This window comes from Streptomyces sp. NPDC093544, from assembly GCF_040683495.1.
Taxonomy (GTDB): domain Bacteria; phylum Actinomycetota; class Actinomycetes; order Streptomycetales; family Streptomycetaceae; genus Streptomyces.
Genome location: NZ_JBFBEA010000001.1, coordinates 358,086 through 380,591, shown reverse-complemented (window position 1 = coordinate 380,591; position 22,506 = coordinate 358,086). Strand labels below are relative to the sequence as shown.

The window sequence follows — 22,506 nt, the reverse complement described above, 5'->3', positions numbered from 1 at the left end:
ACGCACTCTCGCCCCATTGCACGCCATTGGGCGCACGTCCGTACACCCGTACTACGACCATGGCCCTACGCCCAGGACCGATGCGCCACCACCCACAGGCGTGTTTGGCTGCTGCCATGACCGAATTCAGCGAGGCCGAGCGTGTGTACCTCAAGTCGCAGCGGCTGGGGCGGCTGGCCACCGTCGACACCCACGGGCAGCCGCAGGCGAACCCCGTCGGCTTCTTCCCGCAGGAGGACGGGACGATCCTGATCGGCGGCTACTCGATGGGGTCCACCAAGAAGTGGCGCAACCTGCAGAGGAACCCGAAGGTCGCGCTCGTCGTCGACGACATCGTCAGCCTCCAGCCGTGGAAGGTCAGAGGCGTCGACATCCGAGGCGAGGCGGAACTCCTCACCGGACCGCACGAGTTGGGGCCACATTTCAGCGAGGAGCTGATCCGGGTGCGTCCGCGGCGGATTCACAGTTGGGGGCTGGAGGGCTGAGGACCACCTGTGGTGGAGGGCTTGGTAGTGTCGCGGGCCATGACCGCCTCCGAGCCCACCATCTTGGCCACCTCGGGTGGTCACCGTGCCGGAGACCGCACCCAGGTGACCTTCGACGCACTCGTCCACCACGCTGTTGAACTGTCGGGCGCCCACGGGCGCAGGCCCCGTGTCATGTACGTCGGAACGGCGATCGGCGACGCCGAGCACTTCACCAGCCGCATGACCGAGGCCGCCCGTGTGGCGGGGTTCGACCTGACGCCGCTGCATCTCTTCCCCATGCCGAACCTCAAGGACATCGAAGGATCGGTCCTTGAACAGGACGTCGTCTGGGTCATGGGCGGTTCGGCGGCGAACCTGCTCGCCGTCTGGCGTGTGCACGGGCTCGACACGGTCTTCCGGCGCGCATGGGAGGCCGGGGTGGTGCTCAGTGGGGTGAGCGCCGGGTCGGTCTGCTGGTTCCGGGGCGGCACCACGGACTCCTTCGGACCCGAACTGCGCCCGCTCACCGACGGACTCGGATACCTCCCGTACGGCAACGGTGTCCATTACGACAGTGACGAGGGCCGCCGTCCGCTGGTGCACCAGCTGGTCGCCGACGGCACGCTGCCTGCCACCCACTGCACCGATGACGGCGTGGGGCTGGTGTACCGGGGAACGGAACTCGTCGACGCAGTCACCGAGATACCGCGCAAGGGCGCGTACGTGGTCAGACGCGAGGGAAACTCGGTGGTCGAGGAGCGCCTCGAACCACGGCTGTTGCCGTCGCCAGGCCGCTGATACGGGGGCTCCACCCGCAGGGAACCCCCGTATCAGCCTGAACGGCCCTCGCCCTCAAAGCCCTGAGGACCTGAAATCAGCCCCAGTGGCCCCTCTTCGCTTCCATCGCCGCTCGGCCCTCCGCGCCCTTCCGCTTCCAGTCCTTGCGGATCTCCGCTCGCAGGCGGGCGTCCGTCTTCGCGACGATGCGCTGGTTTTCTCGGAGGAGTTTGCGGTAGCTGTCGAGGCGGCGTTCGGGGAGGGTGCCGGAGTCGACCGCGGCGAGGACGCCGCAGCCGGGTTCGGCTGTGTGGGCGCAGTCGTGGAAGTGACAGTGCGCGGCGAGTTGTTCTATCTCGGCGAAGACCTGGCCGACGCCGGTCTCGGCGTCCCAGAGGCCCACGCCGCGCAGGCCGGGCGTGTCGATGAGGACGCCGCCTCCGGGGAGGGCGAGGAGGTTGCGGGTCGTCGTGGTGTGACGGCCCTTGCCGTCGACGTCACGCGCGGCCTGTACCTCCATGACGTCCTCGCCGAGCAAGGCGTTGGCGAGGGTCGACTTTCCCGCGCCGGACTGTCCGAGGAGCACGGTCGTACCGCCGGAGAGGACGGCCTCCAGTACGTCGAGGCCTTCCCGGGTATTGGCGCTCACCGGCAGCACCGGCACCCCGGGCGCCGTCGTCTCGGTGTCCTCCACGAGGTGCCCGAGCGTTACCGGGTCCGGCACGAGGTCGGCTTTGGTGAGGACGACCACCGGCTGCGCGCCGGACTCCCAGGCCAGGGCCAGGAAGCGTTCGACGCGGCCGAGGTCGAGTTCCACGGCCAGGGAGACGGCCACGACCACGTAGTCGACGTTGGCCGCGAGGATCTGCCCCTCCGAGCGCTTGGAGGAGGTGGAGCGCACGAAGGCCGTACGGCGTGGCAGATACGTGCGTATGTAGCGCGGGTTGCCGGCCGGTTCGACGGCGACCCAGTCGCCGGTGCACACGACCCGCAGCGGGTCGTTCGGCGTCACGAAAGCGGTGTCCGCGCGCAGGGGCCCGTCGGCGGTGACCACGTCACACTGCCCGCGGTCGACCCGGATCACCCGTCCGGCCAACAGCCCCTCGGCGTCGTACGGGGCGAACTCGTCCGCCCATGCGTCGTCCCAGCCATAGGGCGTCAGAGGGTGGAGAGAAAGAGAAAAGGAAGACAAGGGAGACCCTTCACAGGGGCGGCCCCGGCACGCGCGCTCAGGCGCGAAGGAAAGAGAGAGGAAGGTCAGCCGGTGGCCACGGAGATGGACTTGATGAACTTCTGGATGCGGGCAGCGCCCATCTCAAAGACAGCCATCGGTCACACCTCCCGGACAAGCCAAGTCACCCACGGCACCTCGGGGGTAGCCGCTCGAACACCACCGACCCTAGAAGGTGCACGAGTCGCGACGCCACCGAATTACGGCACGCCCATGAAGCGACACGTTCGCGTCCTCCCATGGACCCGGGCGTCCGGCGCCCGCGCCCGCGCCCGCGCGCGCCAGGCGGGAACCATGGCCCTGGGCGGGCTCGTGTCCTGGTACGGGTGGACGGGAAACCGGGCGAGGTTGGCGGGGGAATCGTGCAGATCATCGAGGTGACCGGGTATGCCGTCCGATCTGCTGTGATCACTATGAGGCGGACAGGGACGCCACTTGAATTCGTGATCTTCCCGATGCTGCATGTGGCTTCGCCGACGTTCTACTCCCAGGTCCGCATCAGGCTCAGGGAATGCGACCTCATAGTCATCGAGGGAATCCGAGGGAAGTCGGTCGGAGTGAGCGCCCTCACGCTTGCTTACCGGTTCGCCCCACGCCGGCGGCGCAACGGACTGCAGGAACAGCGCGAGGAGTTGCTGCTTCCCGATGACGTGCCGGTCATCAACCCGGATGTGACCGCGGCGGAGGCGATCGCGGACCTGAAGACACTGCCGCGGTGGATGTACGTGCTGCTCATGGTGGCGGCCCCGGTGATGGGCCTGGTGTTCGCGTTGCGCGGTCCGCGCGCCTTCCTCGATGAAGACCTGGTGGTCGAGGATCTGCCGTCGACTCCGCGGGCGGAGATGCTGGCCGACGATCCCGTGGAGCACGCGATGACCGGTCGGCGCGATCAGCGGTTGCTCGACGCGCTCGGTGAGATCCACGCGGAACGCGGCGACGAGCCGATCCGGGTGGCCATCGTCTATGGGGCCGGCCACGTCCCGGCGATCGTGTCGGGGCTGTGGGACCGCTACGGGTTTAGGCCACGTGAAGCCGAGTGGCTTACCGTCCTCGTCCCCGCGTAGATCGCCGGACCGAACCGGTCCTGCGCGGCCCGGCAGGCGGTGGCGCTACAGCTGGTTCGATACCGCTGGTTCGATCACGGAGGGCGAGGTCAGTCACAGGACGGTAGGGACTGGCCGCGTAGCCACACGGTGGCCCGGCGCGGGGAACGGAAGTGGATGACCCGCAGCGGTACGAAGCGTGGGTCGGTCGTGCGGCGGTCGATCTCGGCGCGGCGGGCGGCGTGTTGGGTCCAGGATGACCATGCGGGGTGATCGCCGCTGAACCAGAGCGACAGGGTTTCCACATTGCCACCGAAAATCCGCTCGCGGAGCAGGGTCCGGCGCAGTACGCGCGGCATGACGACGGCTTTGCGGTAGTCGAGCCAGATCACGGCGTCGGCCTTGGTCCACAGCAGATCGCGGACTTCGGGGTAGCCGATGGAGTCGAAGATCCATGCGGGGGTGGCGGCGATCATCGCGACCCGTTGGTGAAAGTCGGGGTCGACTGTCCAGTCCGGTCCGGTGAACCTGAGCGAATCCATCTCGTGGAACGGCAGTTGGAGCCGGGCGGAGAGGGCTTGCGCCATGGTGGATTTTCCGGCCCCGCTGATGCCGGCGACGAGGATGCGTTGCACGCACGGATGCTACCGGCGTCGATCAGGCTGCGGCGAAGCCGTTTTATCTGCGAGGTAATCCTGAACGCGCTCCATCGGCCAGACCTCGCCGATCTTGTGCTTGATGTCGAAGAGGTTCGCCGCGTGGACGTCCGGATCCCGGTCGCCCACCGCCTCCTCGACCACGACCGGGATGAATCCGTACTGCATGGCATCGAGCGCGGTGGCGCGGACGCAGCCGCTTGTCGACAGGCCGGCGATGAGCAGGGTGTCGATGCCGCCCGAGGTCAGGTGGGCGGCCAGCGTGGTGTTGAAGAAGGCGCTCGGGTACTGCTTCGTCACCGTCAGTTCGGTCGCCGTCGGGGCCAGTCCGTCGATGAAGTCGCCGTACGGGCTGCCCTCGATGAACGCCCGCAGCGTGGGGATCTTGCGGAAGAAGACGCCGCCGTCGCTGCCGTCCGCCCGCAGCCGTACCTGCGTGATGACGACCGGGATCCCGGCCCGGCGTGCGTCGGCCAGCAGGACTCTCATCGCCTCGACCGCCGGCTCGACCCCGGCGTAGAGCGGACAGTCCGGGTCGACGTAGGCGCGGGCGGGGTCCACCAGGAGCAGTGCTGGGGAGGTGCCGGGGGTGAGCCGCCCGTCGAACCCGGCGCGTTCGTAGTCCTCCTGCTGGGAACCGGTCATGGCATCGCCCTTCGTGTGGTGGCGGGTTCGGGGTCGGTGTCCGTGGCGGGATCGGCCGCACCGCCGGTGTCGGCCGCACCGCCGGTGTCGGCGGCACCACCGATGTCAGCGGGACCGGCGACATCAGCCGTACGCGGCGCCCGCAGCGACGTAGGAAACGCCAGGCAGATCGCCGCCCCCGCCACGGCGATGCCCGTGAGGACGAACCCGGTGACGCGGATGTTGGCAACGAACCGGCTCAGCTCGCCCGACGCGAGCACGTTCAGTGTCCCTTCGTACGCGGCCCGCCGGGCCGGTTCGCTCAGTCCGGTCGTCGTGAACGCGAGCGCGAGCGCCGTACTGAGCAGATAGCCCACGTTCTGCGTGGTCGAGCGCAGGCCGTTGGCTATCCCGCGCCGGTCCGCCGGCACGCTGAGCATCAGCGCGCTCGTACTGGGCGTCATGAACAGCCCGGTGCCGGCCCCGACGAGGAAGAGGAACGGCGCCACCGCCCGGAAGGGCACAGCCGTCGTCGACAGGGTCAGTGAGAAGCCCAGCAGCCCGCACGCCGTCATCGTCAGGCCGGCGGTCGTCAGAGCTCGGGGAGTGAAGCGGTCGAACAGCGATCCGGCGACCGCCGAGGTGATCAGCGTGCCGACCGCGACCGGTGTCACCAGCACCCCCGCCTCCAGGGGAGTGGCTCCGCCGGCCGCCTGCTCGTGCAGCGACGCCAGCAGCACGACGGCGTACGTGCTGACCGCATGGGCGAGCACGGCGGCGAGCACCAGGGAGATCGCGCGGGTACGCAGCAACGCGACGTCGACCAGGGGGTGCGAGCGCCGCGTCTGGACGATGACGAACACCGCGAAGAGCGCGACGGCCGCGCCGCCGCAGACCCACGGCAGCCATCCGGCGACGGTGGCCGTGGCGCTGGGGGTCAGCGCGAGGACCAGAGCGGTCAGCATCGCCATGGACAGCAGCGCACCCGATAGGTCGAACGGTTCACGGACCCCGCCAGACCGCTGGACCCCGCCGGACCACCAGGCACCACCGGACCGCCAGACACCGCCGATCCGCCAGACACCACCAATCCGCCGGACACCACCGGCCCGCCGGACACCACCCGCACCACCCGCACCGCTCCGCGGAATGACCAGTACCGACGCGACGATCGCGAGCAGTCCGATCGGCACGCAGACGATGAACAGCCCTCGCCAGCCCAGCAGTTCGGTCGCGGCGCCGCCCACGAGCGGTCCGGCGACCTGGGCCACCGAGGCCACCGTCACGTTCCATCCGAGTGCCCGGCCCAGGTTCCGCGCGGGAAACACGTCGGTCAGCAGGGCGGTGTTGTTGGTGATGACGGCGGCGGCACCGACCGCCTGCACGATCCGTGCCGCGATCAGGAACTCCGCCGACGGGGACACCGCCGCGAGCCCGGTCGCCGCGGTGAAGACGACGAGCCCGGCCAGATAGAGCCTGCGGCGGCCGACGATGTCGGCGATCCGGCCGAAGGCGAGGATCAACGCGGTGGTGACCAGCATGTAGCCGAGCAGGATCCAGTCGGCCTGCCCGGGGCCCGCCCCCAGCTCCCGGGTGATCGTGGGCAGCGCGACGGTGAGCCCGCTCATGTTGAGGAACACGGCGACCACGCCCACCGCCGTGGCGGCGAACACCCGCCACGGACCGCGGACGGCGCGCTCCTCCTCGGGCATCAGGACCGACCACACGTCCAGCCCGCTCTGGGCGTGCTCACTTCGGGCGTGCTCACTGCGGAAGCGAGCGCGACTTCATCAGCGGCTGGACGCGCGTACCGAAGTTCTCGAGGCCTTCGAGGAAGTCGTCGAAGACAAGCATGATCCCCTTGGTGCCGTCGACCTCGGCGACCTCGTCGAGCAGCTTCGCGACGGTCTCGTACGACCCGACCAGCGTGCCCATGTTGAGGTTCACCGCGCCCTCGGGGAGCGAGATGGTCCGGGCGGTCGAGGAGTCGTCGGCGGTCGTGTCCGTGGCCGTCTCCCCTGCCATGTACGCCAGCGCCGCGAAGTCCGCGTTGTCGTGGTAGTCCCGCCATTTCGCCTGGGCGGCCTCGTCGGTCTCGTCGGCGATGACCATGAAGAGCGAGAGTGCGCCGACGTCACGGCCGGTCTTCTTCACCGCGTCCACGAGGGTGGCCGTGCTGTCGGAGAGCGCGAGCGGGGTGTTGACGCCGCTGCCCAGGATGAAGCTGTAGTCGGCGTGCTCGGCGGCGAACTTCATGCCGGTGCCGCTCTGGCCCGCGGCGACGATGCCGATGTGCCCGTTCGCCGGGCGCGGGGACAGCACGCAGTCGTCCATCTCGTAGAACTCGCCCTTGAAGTTGCTGACGCCCTCGCTCCACAGCTCCTTCATCACGGTGACGTACTCGACCGCGCGCGCGTAGCGGTTGCCGAAGTGCTCGTCCCCGGGCCACAGGCCCATCTGGGAGTACTCGCCGGGCGCCCAGCCGGTGACGATGTTGATGCCGAAGCGGCCGGGGGCGATCGAGTCGATGGTCACGGCCATGCGCGCGACGATCGCGGGCGGCAGCACAAGGATCGGCGTGGAGGCGTACAGCTTGATCCGGTCCGTCACTGCGGCCAGGCCCGCCATCAGGGTGAACGACTCCAGGTTGTGGTCCCAGAACTCGGTCTCGCCGCCGAACCCCTTGAGCTTGATCATCGACAGCGCGAAGTCGAGTCCGTGCTCCTCGGCCTTCTGGACGATGGCCTTGTTCAGCTCGAAGCTCGGCAGGTACTGGGGTGAACTCTTCGATATGAGCCAGCCGTTGTTGCCGATGGGGATGAATACGCCGATGTCCATGCCGCTCCTCGCTGGCGGGTGGGGTGAGCCTGACGGGGTGACAACGTGCGCGCGTGATCAGGGGGTTCCAGGGTGACTTCGACTGTATTCATCGATCGTTACTGCGCACCTCCCGATCTGTGAACGGTGTACTACACGGCAGCCGTGCCACCGCGCGCCGGACGAGCTCGACGCCGAGGTTCCGGCGCGCCGGACGGCCGGGAGATTCCGCGCGCGGAGCCAGAAATTCTCCTGATTTCGGCCCATTGTCACCCGGCTGGCCGCCCATGGTGGGAGCAAACGAAAGCCTGCTCCAACTCGACCTGGAATCCCACCTGTTGGGACCCATTTCCCGTAACCGAAGCGGCAGGTGAGAATCCTGCGAAGCAGTGCATCCTTTGAGGTGAGAACGGTAAAATTTTGCAACATGAACGCACGTCTGGCGCTGCTCAGTACGGTCGATTCCGGCGTCGCCGAGAGTGAGGTCTTCCGGCTGGCACTCCAGCACGCGGTGGGCGAGCTGAGCGCCCTCGGGGGGACGATTCACCTTCGCGGCCCCATGTCCGCTCTGCGCCTGGTGTCGTCGACCGGTCTGCCTCCCGCTCTCACCCGGCCCTGGGAGATCATCGACCAGGAGGGCCCGCTGGCCCCCGCCCGGGCGCTGTACCAGGGCAGCGGCGTGTGGGCGCCACTGAAGCCCGCGCCTTCGGCCCCGGAAGTCACCTGGCCCGGCACCGGACTGGCCGCCGTACCGGTGTTCGGCGGGGAACGCAGCATCGGCGCACTCACGGTCCTGACGGGCGACGAGGGCGAGCCGACCCCGAAGCAGTGGGACTTCCTGCGGGCCGTGGTCGACTGGACCGAGCAGCGCATGGGCCAGGGGCCGCCGCCGTCCGGACCTTCGCAGGCGGAGCTGAGGGGCAGGCGTGACAGGCTGCGGCAGGCACTGAAAGAGGTCAGTGTCGGCTCGTGGGACTGGGACATCCAGGGTGGCGAGCTGCTCTGGGACGAAGCGGCCCTGGAGCTCTATGGCACCAGGCCGGAGGACTACACCGCCAGGGTCGAGAACTGGATGGCGTGCGTCCACCCCGACGACCTGGCGCCGACGCTGGACGCGGTGGGGCGGGCGATCCGCGACCACGGCGTGTTCGAGGCCGAGTACCGGGTACGCCGCCTGGACGGCACGTACGGCTGGACACAGGCCCGCGCCCGAGCGACGTACGACGAGCAGGGTGAGCCCCTCCGGATGATCGGTGTGGGCTGGGCGAGCGACGAGTCCCGCTCCGCCCGTGACGCGCTCAGCCGCGCCCTGCGCCACATGAGCGACGGCTTCCTGGCGGTGGACGAGGAGTGGCGGATCACCTTCGCCAACCTCCAGGCGGAACGCACGCTGGGCTTCTCCGAGGAGGAGCTGTTCGGGCGCGTCCTGTGGGAGCTCCCCGGCGCCCAGGACGTCCCCGGACTGGAGAGCCGCTGCCGGAAGGCCGCGGCCGAGGAGAAGCCCGTCGGCTTCGACGTCCAGCTGGGAGAGGCCGACCGTCGCTACCACCTGCGGCTGGTCCCGGGCCCCGACGGCCGCACTCTCTACCTCACCGACGTCACCGAGAAGCGACAGCACGAGGAGGAGCGCCGGGCGTCCGAGCTCGCCGCGGGCCAACGCGCGGCCCGGATCGCGGAGCTGACGACCTCCCTCGCCAAGGCGACGACCTCGCAGGACGTGGTGGACGCGGTCGCCCACCGGGTGCTGCCGCCCTTCGCCGCCACCGCGGTCCTGGTGCAGGCGCTTGAAGGCGACCGGCTGTACAACGTGGGAGCGGTCGGCTATCCGGACGGCTTCCTCCCCCTCGTCAACGACCTCCCCCGCACGGTCGGCGAACCGTCCTGGGACGCCATCGCGTCCGGTACGCCCTTGTTCCTGTCCTCCGTGGATGAGTACATCGCGCACTCGCCGGAGCTGGCCCACCGGCCCGCGCGCGCGGGTAAACAGGCCTGGGCGTTCCTGCCGCTGACGGCGTCAGGCCACACCTTCGGCGTCTGCGTCGTGTCCTTCGACCGCCCGCGCCGCCTCACCGACGAGGAACGCACCCTGCTGACCACCATCAGCGCCCTCGTCGCCCAGGCCCTGGAGCGGGCCCGGCTCTACGACGCCGAGCACACCCGTTCCCGCGAACTCCAGCGCAGCCTGCTCCCCCGGGACCTGCCCGACCTGCCCGCGTGCACGGCGGCCGCCCGCTACCTTCCCGCCGGGCAGGGCATGGACGTGGGCGGCGACTGGTACGACATCATCCCGCTCTCCGGGGGCCAGGTCGCCCTGGTCGTCGGCGACGTGATGGGCCACGGCCTGCCGGAGGCTGCCACCATGGGCCGGCTGCGCACAGCGGTCCACACGCTGGCCGACCTGGAGCTTCCCCCCGACGAGATCATGAGCCACCTGAACGACATCGTCAGCGGCATGGGCGAGGAGTCGTACGTGACATGCCTGTACGCGCTCTACGACTCGACAACCCAGATCTGTTCCATCGCCCGGGCCGGCCATCCCCCGCCGGCGGTGGTCCATCCGGACGGCACGGTGTACTTCTCGGACGCGGCGGCGGACCCACCGCTGGGCGCCGCTGAACCACCGTTCGAGACCGTCGAGTTGACGGTGCCGGAGGGAAGCCTGCTGGTGCTCTACACCGACGGCCTTGTGGAGTCGTCGAAGCGCGAGATGGACGAGGGAATGGCGGACCTGGCGCGTCTGCTGAGCGCGGCGCACGGGACCGAGACCGGCGCGGACCTGGAGCGGCTCTGCGACACCCTCACAGCGGGCCTGCTTCCCGCCGAACACCCGACGGCCGACGACGCGGCCCTCCTCGTCGCCCGCCTGCACGCCCTGACCGGCGACCGGATGGCTTCCTGGCCCCTCCCCGAGGACCCTCGGGCGGCCGGCCAGGCCCGCCGCCACGTCCGGGAACAGCTCCACGAGTGGGGCCTGGACGACCTGACCTCAACCACGGAACTCCTGGCCAGCGAACTGGTGGGCAACGTGGTACGCCACGCCAAAGGACCCGTCAGCCTGCGCCTCCTGCACGGCGCCGAACTGATCTGCGAGGTGTTCGACGGCAGCCTGACGATGCCCCGAATCCGCCGCGCGACGGAGACGGACGAAGGCGGCCGCGGCCTGCAACTGGTCACGGCCCTCTCCCAGCGCTGGGGTACGCGCTACACGGCGACGGGGAAATGTATCTGGACGGAACAGGCACTGCTCACCCCGGACAGCCGGCCGGAACCGCCGTCCGACGCCCTGGAGTTGATGTTCCCGAACGTGGGGGACTTCACGGGGGACCTGGACGCGCTGCCCTTCGGGGACGAGGACCGGTAGACCCGAAGGAGCACCGAGAAGCCGGAAGACAGGCTGTCCACACGTCAGTCGTCGTCGCTGTCCAGTAGTCCGGTGGTGGCGAGGAGGTAGCCGAGCTGGGCCCGGCTGCCGCTGCCCAGCTGCACGGAGACTTTGCGGACGTGCTCGGCCACACTGCGGCGGCTCATCCCCAGTCGGCGGGCGATGACGCTGTCCGTTTCCCCGGAGATCACGGCCCGCAGGATGGTCCGCTGCAGATCGGAGGCGACGACATGGTTGCGCGGCGCCGAGAACGCGTGGTGCACGGGCATCGCGTGCTCCCAGGTCTGATCGAAGGACCGGGCCAGGAAGCGGACCAGTGACGGGTCCCTGATCTCCAGTACCCCGTCGACCACCCCCCGCGCCATGCCGTGTGCCATCCCATGTGCCGCCTCGCGGGCCACCCTGTAGGCCGATTCCTCGTCGGACGCCTGGACGAAGGCGACCTCGCGGTCGCAGATGATGAAGCGTTCGACGACCTCCGCCAGGGTGCGCACCCTGGCCCCGGCCGCCGTGACCTGCTCGATGTACGCCATGGTCGGGCGGTGGGTCTGGACGGTGTGCTGGTAGACGGTGCGCTGGCGGACTCCGCGGCCAAGGGCCCGTAAGTCCCTTCGCAGGGCTTGAGCCAGTGCCGCCTCGGGTCGCCCGCCGCCGGGCTGCGCCGTGAGCAGCTCGTACCGGCAACCGCCCACGGCCGCTTCGAGCGCCGCGTTGATGACGGCCTTCCCGGTGAGCCGGACGATCGAGGGCCGCGCCGTCTCCTGCTCCTGCGTGTAGACCGCTTCGAAGGCGGCCAGCCGCGCCTGCACTGACCGCAGGGCCATGCGCTGCCGCGCCATCAGGTCCTCCAGCGGACCGGCCGTCGCGAAGGCCGCCGCGGCGGGCGGCACGGGCACGGCGTACTCCGGCACCTCCGGGGCGTCGATGACGAGATGGAGTTCGCGCAAGCAGGTCGGCACCTCACCACGTGCGACGCGGCCCTCACGCAGCGCTTCCCGGTAGGTGGCCAGCGCCGCCTCGCAGGGGTGTTCCAGGGGCGATTCGCCGCAATTGCAGGAGGCGGTACCGGATTGCTCGTGCTTCACAACTGTGCAGATTACATTCGTACGCATCGACTCCCGAACGGGCGAGCGACAGCCTCTCTATGGTGAACGGAGCGCCCTCGCTCGTGCGTTCACGAACGAGAGGCCCCATGTCCGGCTTTGTGCGACACGACCATGACTCGGGGCGGGTTCATTCGTGACGACCGGCACGGCAGCGCCCGGAGAACAGGCGCTCAAGGAACAGCGGTACCGGATCCTGGTGACCGGCTACGCGATCTCGTCGTACGGCACGTTCCTCAACATGGTGGCGCTCAACCTGTACGTGTACGCCGTGACGGGCCGGGCGCTGGCCGTCGGCGTGTTCATGGCGGTGCGGCTGGCCGCGGGGTTCGTGGCGGGGCTCGTGGCCGGTACGGTGCTCGCCCGGTGTTCCGCCAAGGGGGTCATGCTCTGGGCCAACGTGGCCCAGGCCGCGGCGCTGCTGCTCCTGATTCTGGCCCCGGACGGGCTCCACACCGTTTCGCTGTTCGTCGTCTCGGCGGTGGTCGGCTTCTCCGGCACCGTGTTCATGGTCGCCCTGCGCAGCTCCATTCCGGACATCGTGGGTGATGACCGCAAGACCTGGGCGAACTCCTTCATGGTCAGCGGGCGTTCACTGGCCATGGTGGCCGGATTCGCGTCGTCGGGCGTGGTGGTGTCACTCCTCGGCTACACCGCGGCCTTCCTGGTGGACATGGCCTCGTTCCTGGTGTGCGCCCTCACCGTCGCGCTGCTCCCGATCGCCCTCAGCCCCAGCGGGGAGGCTGCTGCAAACGGTGCGAAGGACGCGGACACCGAGGGCAGGCGCCGGGTCCTCTCCCGCTTCACCGCGCTGGGCGCGGCACCGGCGCTCGCTCTGATGGTGCTGCTGCGCGGCGTCGACGCCCTGGGCTCCTCCTCGCACAACGCGGCCCTGCCCGTGTACTCCACCGAGATCGACGCCGACAACCCGGCGGTGTTCGTCAGTGTCTTCTGGTGCGTGTGGGCGCTCGGCAACATTCTCGTCCAGCAGGTGTTGCAGCGGTACACCAAGCGGACGGGCCGCTCGGTCGGAGCCCTGGGCTTCGGGCTCGGCACCATCGCGATGTCCGGCGCCTTCATTCTGGCCTTCGCCGGGCTTCCCTGGGCCGCGACGATCGCGATCGCGCTGCTGGCGGGCGCGGCCGACGGGCTCACCGAAGTGTCGTACACCTCGCACCTGCAGAGCCTGCCGGGCACGGTGCGGACCCACGCGTTCGGGACCTCGGCCACGGTGGAGAACCTCGGCTTCGGCGTCGGGATGATCGTGGTCGCCGCCGCGCTGGACTCCTTCACGGCGCTGTCGGTCGTCGGTGTCGCGCACGGCGTCGCCATCGCCGTCGCGCTGGTCTTCGTGGTCCGGGTGCTGCGGCAGCGAGGAACGCGGGAGGTGGTGTCGGCGAGTGGCAGAAACAGCGGGAGTCAGAAGGGGGCAGACGATGCGGGACCGGCGCGTGGCGGTCGTCGGGATGGCGCTGAGGTTTCCGGGAGCTGAGACACCGGAGCAGTACTGGCAGGACATCCGGGACGGCGTCTCGCACGTACGACGTTTCACCGACGCGGAGTTCGCGGCCGCCGGCCTTGCCGAGGACCTCTACCGGGACCCGGACTTCGCCGGAGCCAGTGCGCTCCTGCACGACATCGACGGCTTCGACGCCCGGTTCTTCGGGATGAGCGGCCGCGAGGCCACTCTGACCGATCCTCAGCAGCGGCTGTTCCTCGAGTGCTGCCACCACGCGCTGGAGGACGCCGGGTACGCCGGTTCCGGGGAGCGGGTCGGGGTGTACGCGAGCGTCGGCTACCGCCTCTACTCCCTGCACAGCTATCTGGCGTCCAACATCGGAGAGTCGGCCCGCACCGCCGACTGGAACGCCGTGAAGCAGATCCAGGTCGGCAACTACGCCGACTTCACCGCCAACCGGGCGGCGTTCCGGCTCGGGCTCGACGGGCCCGCGGTGAACGTCGCGACGGCCTGTTCGAGCGCGCTCGTCTCGGTCCATCTGGCCTGCCAGGCGCTCCTGGCGGGCGATGCGGAGGCGATGGTGGTGGGTTCCGCAGCGCTGCACCTGCCGCAGGTCACCGGGCACCGGCACATGAAGGGCTCGACGATCTCCAGGAGCGGCGTGGTCCGGGCCTTCGACGCCGACGCGGACGGCACGGTCGGAGGCAACGGGGTGGCCGCCGTGGTGCTCAAGCCGCTGGCGAAGGCGCTCGCCGACGGCGACACCGTGCACGCGGTCGTACTGGGCTCCGCCGTCACCAACGACGGTGCGGGCAAAGCCGGTTTCGCGGCTCCCGGGGTCGCGGGACAGCGGGACGCGGTGCTCGGCGCGCTGGAGCGTGCCGGGATCTCCGCCGATGAGATCGGCTATCTGGAGGCGCACGGCACCGGCACCTACAAGGGTGACCCGATCGAGTTCGCCGCGCTCACCGAGGCCTTCCGCCGACACACCGACCGCACGGGCTTCTGCGCGCTGGGCTCGACCAAGCCGGCCATCGGGCACCTGGACAGCGCCGCCGGCCTCGCCGGACTGATCAAGGCCATCCTGGTACTGCGCCACGGCGTCATTCCCCCGCTGGTCAACTTCACCCGGCCCAATCCCCAACTCGGCCTGGACAAAAGCCCGTTCACGCTCCCGCAACGGTCCACCGCCTGGCCGTCCCACGGACCACGGCGGGCGGGCGTCCACTCCATCGGCATGGGCGGCACCAACGCTCACGTGATTCTGGAGGAAGCCCCGGCAGACCTCGTACGGACGGAGGGCGCTCCGGTGCCGACTCTCCTGCCCCTGTCGGCGCAGAGCCCCGAGGCCCTGGAGGCGTACGTCCGTTCCTTCCGCGACGCTCTGGTGCGTGACCCGGGCATCGCACCGGCCGATCTCCTGACGACGACCGCGCTCGGGCGCCGGCATCTGTCCCGGCGGCTGGTCGTCACCGCGCCCGCCGAGGGGCTGGTGGCCGCGCTCGACGCGTTCCTCGCGGACCCTCGGGGCATCGCGGCGCCCACCACGCCGTACCGCACGGGGACCGTGGACATCACGGCACCGGCGGCCTCGGCCGCGTACGTCTTCAGCGGACAGGGCGGCGGTCGCCCCGGCATGGCCGCGGCGCTCGCCGGCCGGTTCCCCGTGGTGGCCGACGTCCTTGAGCAGTGCGCCCGCGTCCATGAGGAGGAGACCGGGGAACGGTACTTCCTCGACCGGCTCGTCGGCGGGGCGGCACCTCAGCAGTGGGACACCGCCTTCGCGCAGCCGGCGATCTACGCCTTCCAGGTCGCCCAGGCCATGCTCTGGCGGCAGTTCGGGGTGTCCCCCGCCGCCGTCGCCGGGCACAGCGCCGGGGAGTTCGCCGCCCTGTGCGTCGCGGGAGCCCTGTCGGTGGCGGACGGCATGCGGCTGATGTGCCGCAGGGGCCGGCTCATGCAGGACACCGAACCCGGCGCGATGCTCGCCGTGTTCGCTCCACTGGAGCGCGTACGCCAACTCCTCGACGAGAGCAGCCGGTCCGGACATGGCCGCCTCGAACTCGCGGTGTCCAACGGGCCCGCCAACCATGTGGTCGCGGGCCGCCCCCAGGCCGTGGAAGCGGCCCGGATCCGGCTGACCGGGCACGGGTTGGCGGGTGAGCCGGTCCCCGTCGACCGCGCCTTCCACACCGAGCTGCTCGACCCGGTGCTCGACGAGCTGCGCAGGGCCGTGGAGAAGACGGAACTACGCCCGGTGCGGCTGGCGTTCGTCAGCGGACTCGACGGCGCGGTGCGCGCACCGGGCTGGCTGCCCGACGCCGACTACCTCGTACGTCAGGCCCGGCACCCGGCGGACTTCCACGCGGTGCTGCGCACCCTCGCACCGAGCGACGCAGTGGACGAGTTGCGCACTCTCGCGCCGAGCAACGCCCTGATAGAGCTCGGGCCCGGCGCGCCGCTCACCGGCATGGCCCGCCGGGCATTGCCCGGCACCCTCTGCGTACCGACCCAGGGGCACGGCTCCGGCACGGAGGGCCTGTGGTCGGCGGTGGCCGCCCTGCACTGCGCCGGCGTGGGCATCGACTGGGCGGCGCTCCTCGACGGCTGCGGGGGACGGCGGATCCAGCTTCCCAAGTCCCCCTTCCAACACCGGTCGTACTGGACCGGACCGCCGCCGCTTTCCCGTCCACGTCCAGATCCCCGTCCCCGTCCCCGTCCGGTAGCGGACCCCGCACCCGCAAGCGAAGGTTCCATGGAGGTTGGCATGACCGAACAGGCAGTCCTGGAACGGGTACTTGAGCTCACTTCGCAGCACCTCGGTTATCGCGCCGACGAGGTGGGCGCGGGGGACGCGTTTGTCGCTCTCGGCGCGGACTCGCTCCAACTCATCGGCATACTGCGGCAGTTGGAGGGCGAGTTCGGGGTGCGGGTCTCCGCCCGGGAGCTTCTCGAAGAGGCGCCCACGCCGGAGCTGACCGCCCGCCTGATCGCCTCGCGGGCGGGACGGGGCGAGCCGGAGCCCGAGACCACGGTGTACACGCCGACGCCGACGCCGACGCCGACGCCAACAACGACACCAGCACCAGCACCAGCACCAGCACCGACCGAACCCCTTGCCGTCCCAGCCCCGGAGTACGCCTCCCGCGCCGAGATCGCCGAACTGACCCGCCAGGTGAACCTGCTCGCCGAGACGCAGGCCGCCATGCTGACCCAGCTCTCCGAAGCGGTCGCCCTGCTCACCGCCGAGCGCGCCCGGTGAGTACGACCGCTGCGGACCGGGCCGCGGAACTCTCCCGAAGGCTCACCGAGCAACTCGCCGCGGCCAGCCGCCTTACGGCGACGCCACCCCCGCCACCCCCGCCACCCGCAGTGCACGGCCCTCACGTAACCCTCCCGGACGGCTCCGGGATGCTGGGCGACACCGCCGACGCCCGGCAACGGGCCCACGCCGCCGACCTCAGCCGACAGCTGACCGAACGCACCCGCACGTCCAAGGAGCTGGCGCAGAGCCGGCGTTCCGTCCTCGCCGACAGCCGGGCCGTCGTCGGGTTCCGCCGCTCCACCAAGGAGACGCTGTACCCCCTCGCGGCCCGCTCGGCGCGCGGAGCGCGTCTGACGGACGTGGACGGCAACGACTACACCGACATCACGATGGGCTTCGGTGCGCTTCTCTTCGGCCACGAGCCGGAGTTCGTCACACGGGCCGTGCACGAACACCTCGCCCAGGGGCTGCGGTTCGGCCCCCGCCCGGTGGAGGCGGGTGAAGTCGCCCAGCTGCTGGCCGACTTGACCGGTATGGAGCGGGTGGCGTTCGCGAACTCCGGTACCGAGGCGAACTCCGCCGCCATCCGGCTCGCGCGCGCCGCAACGGGACGCGACCGCATCGTCATGTTCCGCGGGTCGTACCACGGCCACATCGACTCCGTGCTCGGCCGTCCCGGCCCGGACGCCGGGCGCTCGGTGCCCGTCTCGCCCGGCATCCCGGACAGCGCCGTGGCGGAGCTGATCGTCCTCGAATACGGCAGCCAGGAGGCCCTGGAGACCATTGACGCGCTCGGCGACACCATCGCCGCGGTTCTCGTCGAGCCGGTCCAGTGCCGCAACCCCACCCTGCGCCCGGTCGAGTTCCTGCGCGGCCTGCGCGAACTCACCCGGCGGCGCGGCATCGTGCTGCTCTTCGACGAGATGCTCACCGGTCTGCGCCCGCACCCGCGTGGCGCACAGCACCACTTCGGTGTCGTCCCCGACCTGGCCACCTACGGCAAGGCACTCGGCGGTGGCTTCCCGATCGGCGCCGTCGCGGGCCGCGCCGACATCCTGGACGGCGTGGACGGCGGTTTCTGGCGGTACGGCGACGACAGCCGCCCCGAGGTCGAGACCACCTTCTTCGGCGGTACGTACATGCAGCACCCGCTGTCCATGGCGGCGGCCAAGGCGGTGCTGACCCACCTCATCGCCGAGGGCCCGGGTCTCCAGGAACGGCTCAACGCCCGTACGGACGCCCTCGCCGCCGACCTGAACGCGTTCTTCGGGCGCAAGGAATTCCCCCTGGAACTCAGCCACTTCGGGTCGATGTTCCGGTTCACCGCCCGCGCCGACATGGAGCTGCTCTACCAACACCTCCTGCTGCGCGGCGTCTACGTGTGGGAGTGGCGCAGCTTCTACCTCTCCACCGCCCACACCGACAGCGACATCGAGCGGGTCTCGGACGCGGTGAAGGACTCCCTGCGCGCCCTGCGCCAGGGCGGTTTCCTCCCGGCGACCCGCCAACACGCACCGAGGCCGAAGCCGCGGCCGCGGTCCGCGCGCCCCCGCCCGGCTCCCGACTTCGGGGTGTACTTCTTCGGCGACTACCCGGACGCGGCCTCCGCCCGGCAAGGCACCGAACCCGCCCCTCCCCGGCCCGCCGACTCCTACGAGCGGATCGTCGAGACGGCCCGTTTCGCCGACGAGCACGGCTTCAGCTCCCTCTGGATACCGGAGCGCCACTTCCATTCCTTCGGCGGTCTCTTCCCCAACCCGTCCGTGCTGGCCGCCGCGCTGGCCCGGGAGACCAGCCGCATCCGGCTGAACGCCGGTTCAGTCGTCCTGCCGCTGCACGATCCTGTCCGGGTCGCCGAGGAGTGGTCGGTCGTCGACAACCTCTCGGGCGGCCGGGTCGGCATCGGCTGCGCCACCGGCTGGCACGCGCAGGACTTCGCCCTCCACCCGGACCGCTTCACGGACCGCAAGGAGATCGGCCTCGCGCACCTCGACGACGTACGGACGCTGTGGGCCGGCGGCACCCTGCGGCGCGCGACCGGGGACGGCGCGGAGACCGACGTACGGATCCATCCCGCCCCTGTGCAGGACATGCCGCCGATGTTCCTCGCCACTTCGGGCCGGCGCGATTCGTACGAGGAGGCGGCGCGGCGCGATCTGGGCATCGTCACCAATCTGATGAACCAGACGGTCGCTGAACTCGCGGAGAACATCGACGCCTACCGCGAGGCCCGTGTGAAGCATGGCCTCGACCCCGACGCGGGCCGGGTCACCGTGCTCCTGCACACCTACCTCGGCGACGACCACGCCACCGCACGTGCGCAGGCGCTGGAGCCGATGAGCCGGTATCTGCGCTCCTCGTTGCAGATGCGCTCCGCGGCGGGCGCACTCGGCGCCGGCCCGCAGGACGTGGCCACGGCGCGCGACGAGGACCTGGACCACCTCTTCCGGCGGGCATACGACCGCTACTGCGACGAGCGGGCGCTGATCGGCACGGTCGACACCTGCTCCCCGGTGGTCGACGCGCTGCGTGAGGCGGGCGTCGACGAGATCGCCGCGCTCGTCGACTTCGGAATGCCCGCCGACCTGACGCGCTCCGGGCTCGACCGCCTCGACACCCTGCGCGAGCGTCACCACCCCACCACCACCGACGTGTCGGGACCCGCGACCGACGCCCAGCGACGGCTCTGGCTCGCCTCCCAGCTGATCGGCGACCGGGCCGCGTACAACGAGGTCCAGTCGGTGCGGCTGCGCGGCCCGCTGGACGAGACGGCGCTGTCCGGCGCCGTGTCGGCGCTCGTGGAGCGGCACGCCGCGCTGCGAACGGTGTTCCGCGCCGGCGGCGGGGACGAGACCGTACAGCAGGTCGTACGGGGTGGCCTGGACGTTCCGCTCCAAGTGACGGACGTCCGGGGGCGGGCGGCCGACTCGGCGGTCGCGGCGGTGCTGGCAGAGGAGAGCTCGCGGCCGTACGACCTGGCCGAGGGCCCGTTGTTCACGCCGCGGCTGCTGACGCTCGCCGACGACGACCACGTCCTGGTGTTCGGCCTGCACCACATCATCACCGACGCGCACTCCGCCGGGATTCTCGCGGCGGACCTGGAGGAGTTCTACAAGGCGGCCATCGAGGGGCGTCCCGCGCGGTTCACGGCCCCCGCCGGCAGCACGGTGGGGGCAGTTGAACCCGACCGGGACCCGGCCGATCTGGAGTGGTGGCGGACCTATCTCGCCCCGCTGCCATCCGTGCCCGCGCTGCCCACCGACCGGCCGCGCGGCCGCCGGGTGGCCGGCAGCGGCGCGGCCGCCGAGATCCGCCTCGACGGCGCTCGTACCGTCGGGCTCCAGCGGTGGAGCGGCCGGCAGGGCGTCACGCTCTTCGCCACGCTCCTCACCGCCTGGCAGTTGGTGCTGCGCGAGCGCTCGGGCCAGGACGAGTTCGTCATCGGCTCGACCTTCGGCCGACGCACACCGGGGACCGCCGACACCGTCGGTTTCCATGTCGCCGTGCTGCCGCTGCGGGCGTCCCTGCGGGGGACGACGTCCCTGACCGCCGCCGTACGGGCCACCCGCGACGCCCTGTTCGCGGCGGACGCGCACCAGTACGTCAATGTCGACGCGCTGCTCGCGGAGGTCAACCCCGACCGCGGCAACCCACGGCCGCTGATCACCGTGTCGGCCGACCTCGACACCGCACCGCTGACCCGGCTCGCGCTGCCGGGACTGCGCGGCGAGGAGGTCGACGGAGGTACCGAATCGGCGCCGCTGGAACTGGCGTTGATGGTCGTTCGGAGCGGCAGCGGCGGTCTGCGGCTGCGTATTCGCTACGACGCGGACCTCTTCGACGAGGGAACGGTACGGGGCTGTCTGAGCGACCTGGACCGTGTCCTCGGTGTCATGACGGGCGGTGGTGCCGAGCTGGTCGGGGACATGGGTGCTCCCGCCGAGACGGGTGCTTCCGGCACCGCGTCCCGGGAGACGTTGCGCAGCGTCTGGAAGTCGGTTCTCGGGGTCGACGACATGGCCGACGACGCCAACTTCTTCGAGCTGGGCGGCAATTCGATCGCGGCGATCCGGCTCGTCAACCGGGTGCGTGAGGTGCTGGGTGCCGAAGTCGCCCTGGCGGACTTCTTCGCGGACGCGACCTTGAGCGCGATGGACCGCCAACTGGGCGGCGGCCGAAGCGACTTGGCGGAACCCGGCAGGGCGGGCACTCCGGCCGATGGCAAGATCGTCGACCGGGCCCGGGTGAGTGAGCAGCAAGACCGGATGACCGTCGACCGGGCGCCGGTGAATGATCAGCGAGACCCGACGGTCATCGACCGGGCGCCGGTGAGCGACCAGCAGGACCGGATGATCGCCGGCCACTACTCCGTGCCGCAGGCCCAGATCTGGAACGTACCGACCAGGATCCGGTTCCGGGGAGCCCTCTCCCCCGATGTGCTGCGCTCGGCGCTCACCGAACTGACACACCGTCACCATGCTCTGCGAACGCGCTTCGTGAAGGAGGGGACGGACGGGGAGGACGTCTGGTGGCAGGAAGTGCTGGCCGAGCGGCCGGTGCGCCTCCAGGTCGACGATCTCACCCGGCTGGCTCCCGAGAGGCGCCTCGCACGCGCCGACAAGGTGCGCCGTGAACTGGCCGCGACGCCCATCGACATCACCCGTTCGACGCTGGCAACGCCGAGGCTGCTGCGGCTCGCGGAGGACGAGTGGGAGCTGATGTTCGTCCTGCACCACATCTGCGCCGACGGCTGGGCCCACTCGCTGCTCATGTCGGAACTCGCCGAGCTGTACCGGGCCGCCGAGGCCGGCACCGCGCCCACGCTCGACGCGCCGTCGGCCCAGCCCACGGACTACGCACGCCACCAACTGGGGGCGAAGGACCCGGGCACCGAGGCACGCCGGGCCGCGTACTGCGCCACCTATCTGGACGGGGTGCCGGTCCGGCTGGATGTCCCCGCGGACCGTCCCCGGCCCGAGAAACTCAGCGGTGACGGAGGCACGGTACGCGGCGTGGGATCCGGTGAACTCCGTACCGTCCTTGAGAAGTTCGCGGCCGACCGGCGCGTGACACCGTTCGCGGTCACGGTGGCGGCCCTCGGCGTCCACCTCTCCCGGCTCTCCGGCGAACGGGACGTGCTGCTGTGTGTCCCGTACGCCAATCGCGAGGGCCCGGAGTGGGAATCGCTGGTGGCGATGACCAGTACGTCCGTCATGGTCCGGATCCGCATCGATCCCGAGGAGAGCTTCACCGAACTCGTGGCGCGCACCGGCGCGGAGGCGCTCGCCGTGATGGCGAACGTCCTGCCCACCGCACGGATCATGCAGGCGATGCGCGACGGCGGTGCCACCGAGGTCCCCGACCGGGTGCCGTACATCCTGGCCTTCCAGAACTACCCCGACACCGACATCGAGATCCCCGGACTCGACGTCGAGGTGACGGACCTGGCGCCGCCGGTGGCCCGCGCGGAACTGTGCTTCGGCATCTCACCGCGCCGTGACCCGAGCCTTGGATACCGGACCTTCCTGGAGTACTCGGCCGACCTGTGGGACAGGGAGACAGCCGAAGAACTCCTCGCCTCCTACATCACGCTGCTCGACGACCTGTGCGCACACCCCGACCGCCGTGTCGCGGCGGCACCGACCTCACACGCCACGCCCCGAGAGGCAGACTCCGAGTGAC

The 22,506-nt window shown here is 70.5% G+C and carries 13 protein-coding genes; 7 read left to right on the top strand and 6 right to left on the bottom strand.

Translation table 11 applies throughout. The features are described from left to right. The first annotated feature begins 116 nt into the window (after nucleotides 1-116). A complete protein-coding gene (locus AB0N66_RS01495; protein WP_365426828.1) occupies nucleotides 117-485 on the top strand; it encodes a PPOX class F420-dependent oxidoreductase in 369 nt (122 codons plus the stop codon). A 39-nt stretch (nucleotides 486-524) separates the two neighbouring features. After that, nucleotides 525-1,265: a peptidase E gene (locus tag AB0N66_RS01490; protein ID WP_365426825.1), complete on the top strand. Its 741-nt coding sequence runs from the start codon at nucleotides 525-527 to the stop codon at nucleotides 1,263-1,265. Nucleotides 1,266-1,341: 76 nt separating this feature from the next. Here AB0N66_RS01490 and rsgA read toward each other — a convergent pair whose 3' ends face one another. Continuing rightward, nucleotides 1,342-2,436 carry a ribosome small subunit-dependent GTPase A gene (gene rsgA / locus AB0N66_RS01485; protein ID WP_365426823.1) on the bottom strand — a complete coding sequence of 365 codons (1,095 nt, stop codon included), beginning with the start codon at nucleotides 2,434-2,436 and terminating at the stop codon, nucleotides 1,342-1,344. A gap of 482 nt (nucleotides 2,437-2,918) precedes the next feature. On the opposite strand from rsgA, the gene AB0N66_RS01480 reads away from it, so the two are divergent. Next, entirely contained in the window at nucleotides 2,919-3,539 is a 621-nt protein-coding gene (locus AB0N66_RS01480; protein WP_365426821.1) for a hypothetical protein, read from the top strand. A gap of 89 nt (nucleotides 3,540-3,628) precedes the next feature. Here AB0N66_RS01480 and AB0N66_RS01475 read toward each other — a convergent pair whose 3' ends face one another. The 4 genes from AB0N66_RS01475 to rutA are packed head-to-tail and all read right to left on the bottom strand — an operon-like array spanning nucleotide 3,629 to nucleotide 7,636. Continuing rightward, nucleotides 3,629-4,153, bottom strand: a complete 525-nt coding sequence (locus AB0N66_RS01475; RefSeq protein ID WP_365426818.1) for an adenylate kinase — start codon at nucleotides 4,151-4,153, stop codon at nucleotides 3,629-3,631. Between the two features lie 9 nt (nucleotides 4,154-4,162). Continuing rightward, nucleotides 4,163-4,819, bottom strand: coding sequence for an isochorismatase family protein (locus AB0N66_RS01470; protein WP_365426816.1), 657 nt, complete (start codon nucleotides 4,817-4,819; stop codon nucleotides 4,163-4,165). Continuing rightward, nucleotides 4,816-6,510, bottom strand: coding sequence for an MFS transporter (locus tag AB0N66_RS01465; RefSeq protein WP_365426813.1), 1,695 nt, complete (start codon nucleotides 6,508-6,510; stop codon nucleotides 4,816-4,818). Before AB0N66_RS01465 ends, AB0N66_RS01470 begins: the two co-directional genes overlap by 4 nt. Nucleotides 6,511-6,562: 52 nt before the next feature. Then, on the bottom strand, nucleotides 6,563-7,636 hold the full coding sequence (gene rutA, locus AB0N66_RS01460) for a pyrimidine utilization protein A (protein WP_365426811.1): 1,074 nt from the start codon (nucleotides 7,634-7,636) through the stop codon (nucleotides 6,563-6,565). Nucleotides 7,637-8,042: 406 nt separating this feature from the next. Here rutA and AB0N66_RS01455 point away from each other — a divergent pair, with 406 nt between their 5' ends. Then, nucleotides 8,043-10,976, top strand: coding sequence for a SpoIIE family protein phosphatase (locus tag AB0N66_RS01455; RefSeq protein ID WP_365426808.1), 2,934 nt, complete (start codon nucleotides 8,043-8,045; stop codon nucleotides 10,974-10,976). A gap of 44 nt (nucleotides 10,977-11,020) precedes the next feature. On the opposite strand, the gene AB0N66_RS01450 is transcribed toward AB0N66_RS01455, so the two are convergent. Next, nucleotides 11,021-12,082 carry a LuxR C-terminal-related transcriptional regulator gene (locus tag AB0N66_RS01450; RefSeq protein WP_365426806.1) on the bottom strand — a complete coding sequence of 354 codons (1,062 nt, stop codon included), beginning with the start codon at nucleotides 12,080-12,082 and terminating at the stop codon, nucleotides 11,021-11,023. Between the two features lie 154 nt (nucleotides 12,083-12,236). Here AB0N66_RS01450 and AB0N66_RS01445 point away from each other — a divergent pair, with 154 nt between their 5' ends. Genes AB0N66_RS01445 through AB0N66_RS01435 form a run of 3 tightly spaced genes read left to right on the top strand, consistent with a single transcriptional unit; the run spans nucleotide 12,237 to nucleotide 22,505 of the window. Further along, the gene (locus AB0N66_RS01445) at nucleotides 12,237-13,592 is read left to right on the top strand and encodes an MFS transporter (RefSeq protein WP_365426803.1); all 1,356 of its coding nucleotides are present in this window, start codon (nucleotides 12,237-12,239) and stop codon (nucleotides 13,590-13,592) included. Continuing rightward, on the top strand, nucleotides 13,537-16,821 hold the full coding sequence (locus AB0N66_RS01440; protein ID WP_365426800.1) for a beta-ketoacyl synthase N-terminal-like domain-containing protein: 3,285 nt from the start codon (nucleotides 13,537-13,539) through the stop codon (nucleotides 16,819-16,821). The genes AB0N66_RS01445 and AB0N66_RS01440 overlap by 56 nt, the downstream gene beginning before the upstream one ends. Next, nucleotides 16,818-22,505: a MupA/Atu3671 family FMN-dependent luciferase-like monooxygenase gene (locus tag AB0N66_RS01435; RefSeq protein WP_365426796.1), complete on the top strand. Its 5,688-nt coding sequence runs from the start codon at nucleotides 16,818-16,820 to the stop codon at nucleotides 22,503-22,505. Before AB0N66_RS01440 ends, AB0N66_RS01435 begins: the two co-directional genes overlap by 4 nt. Nucleotide 22,506: the final 1 nt, after the last annotated feature.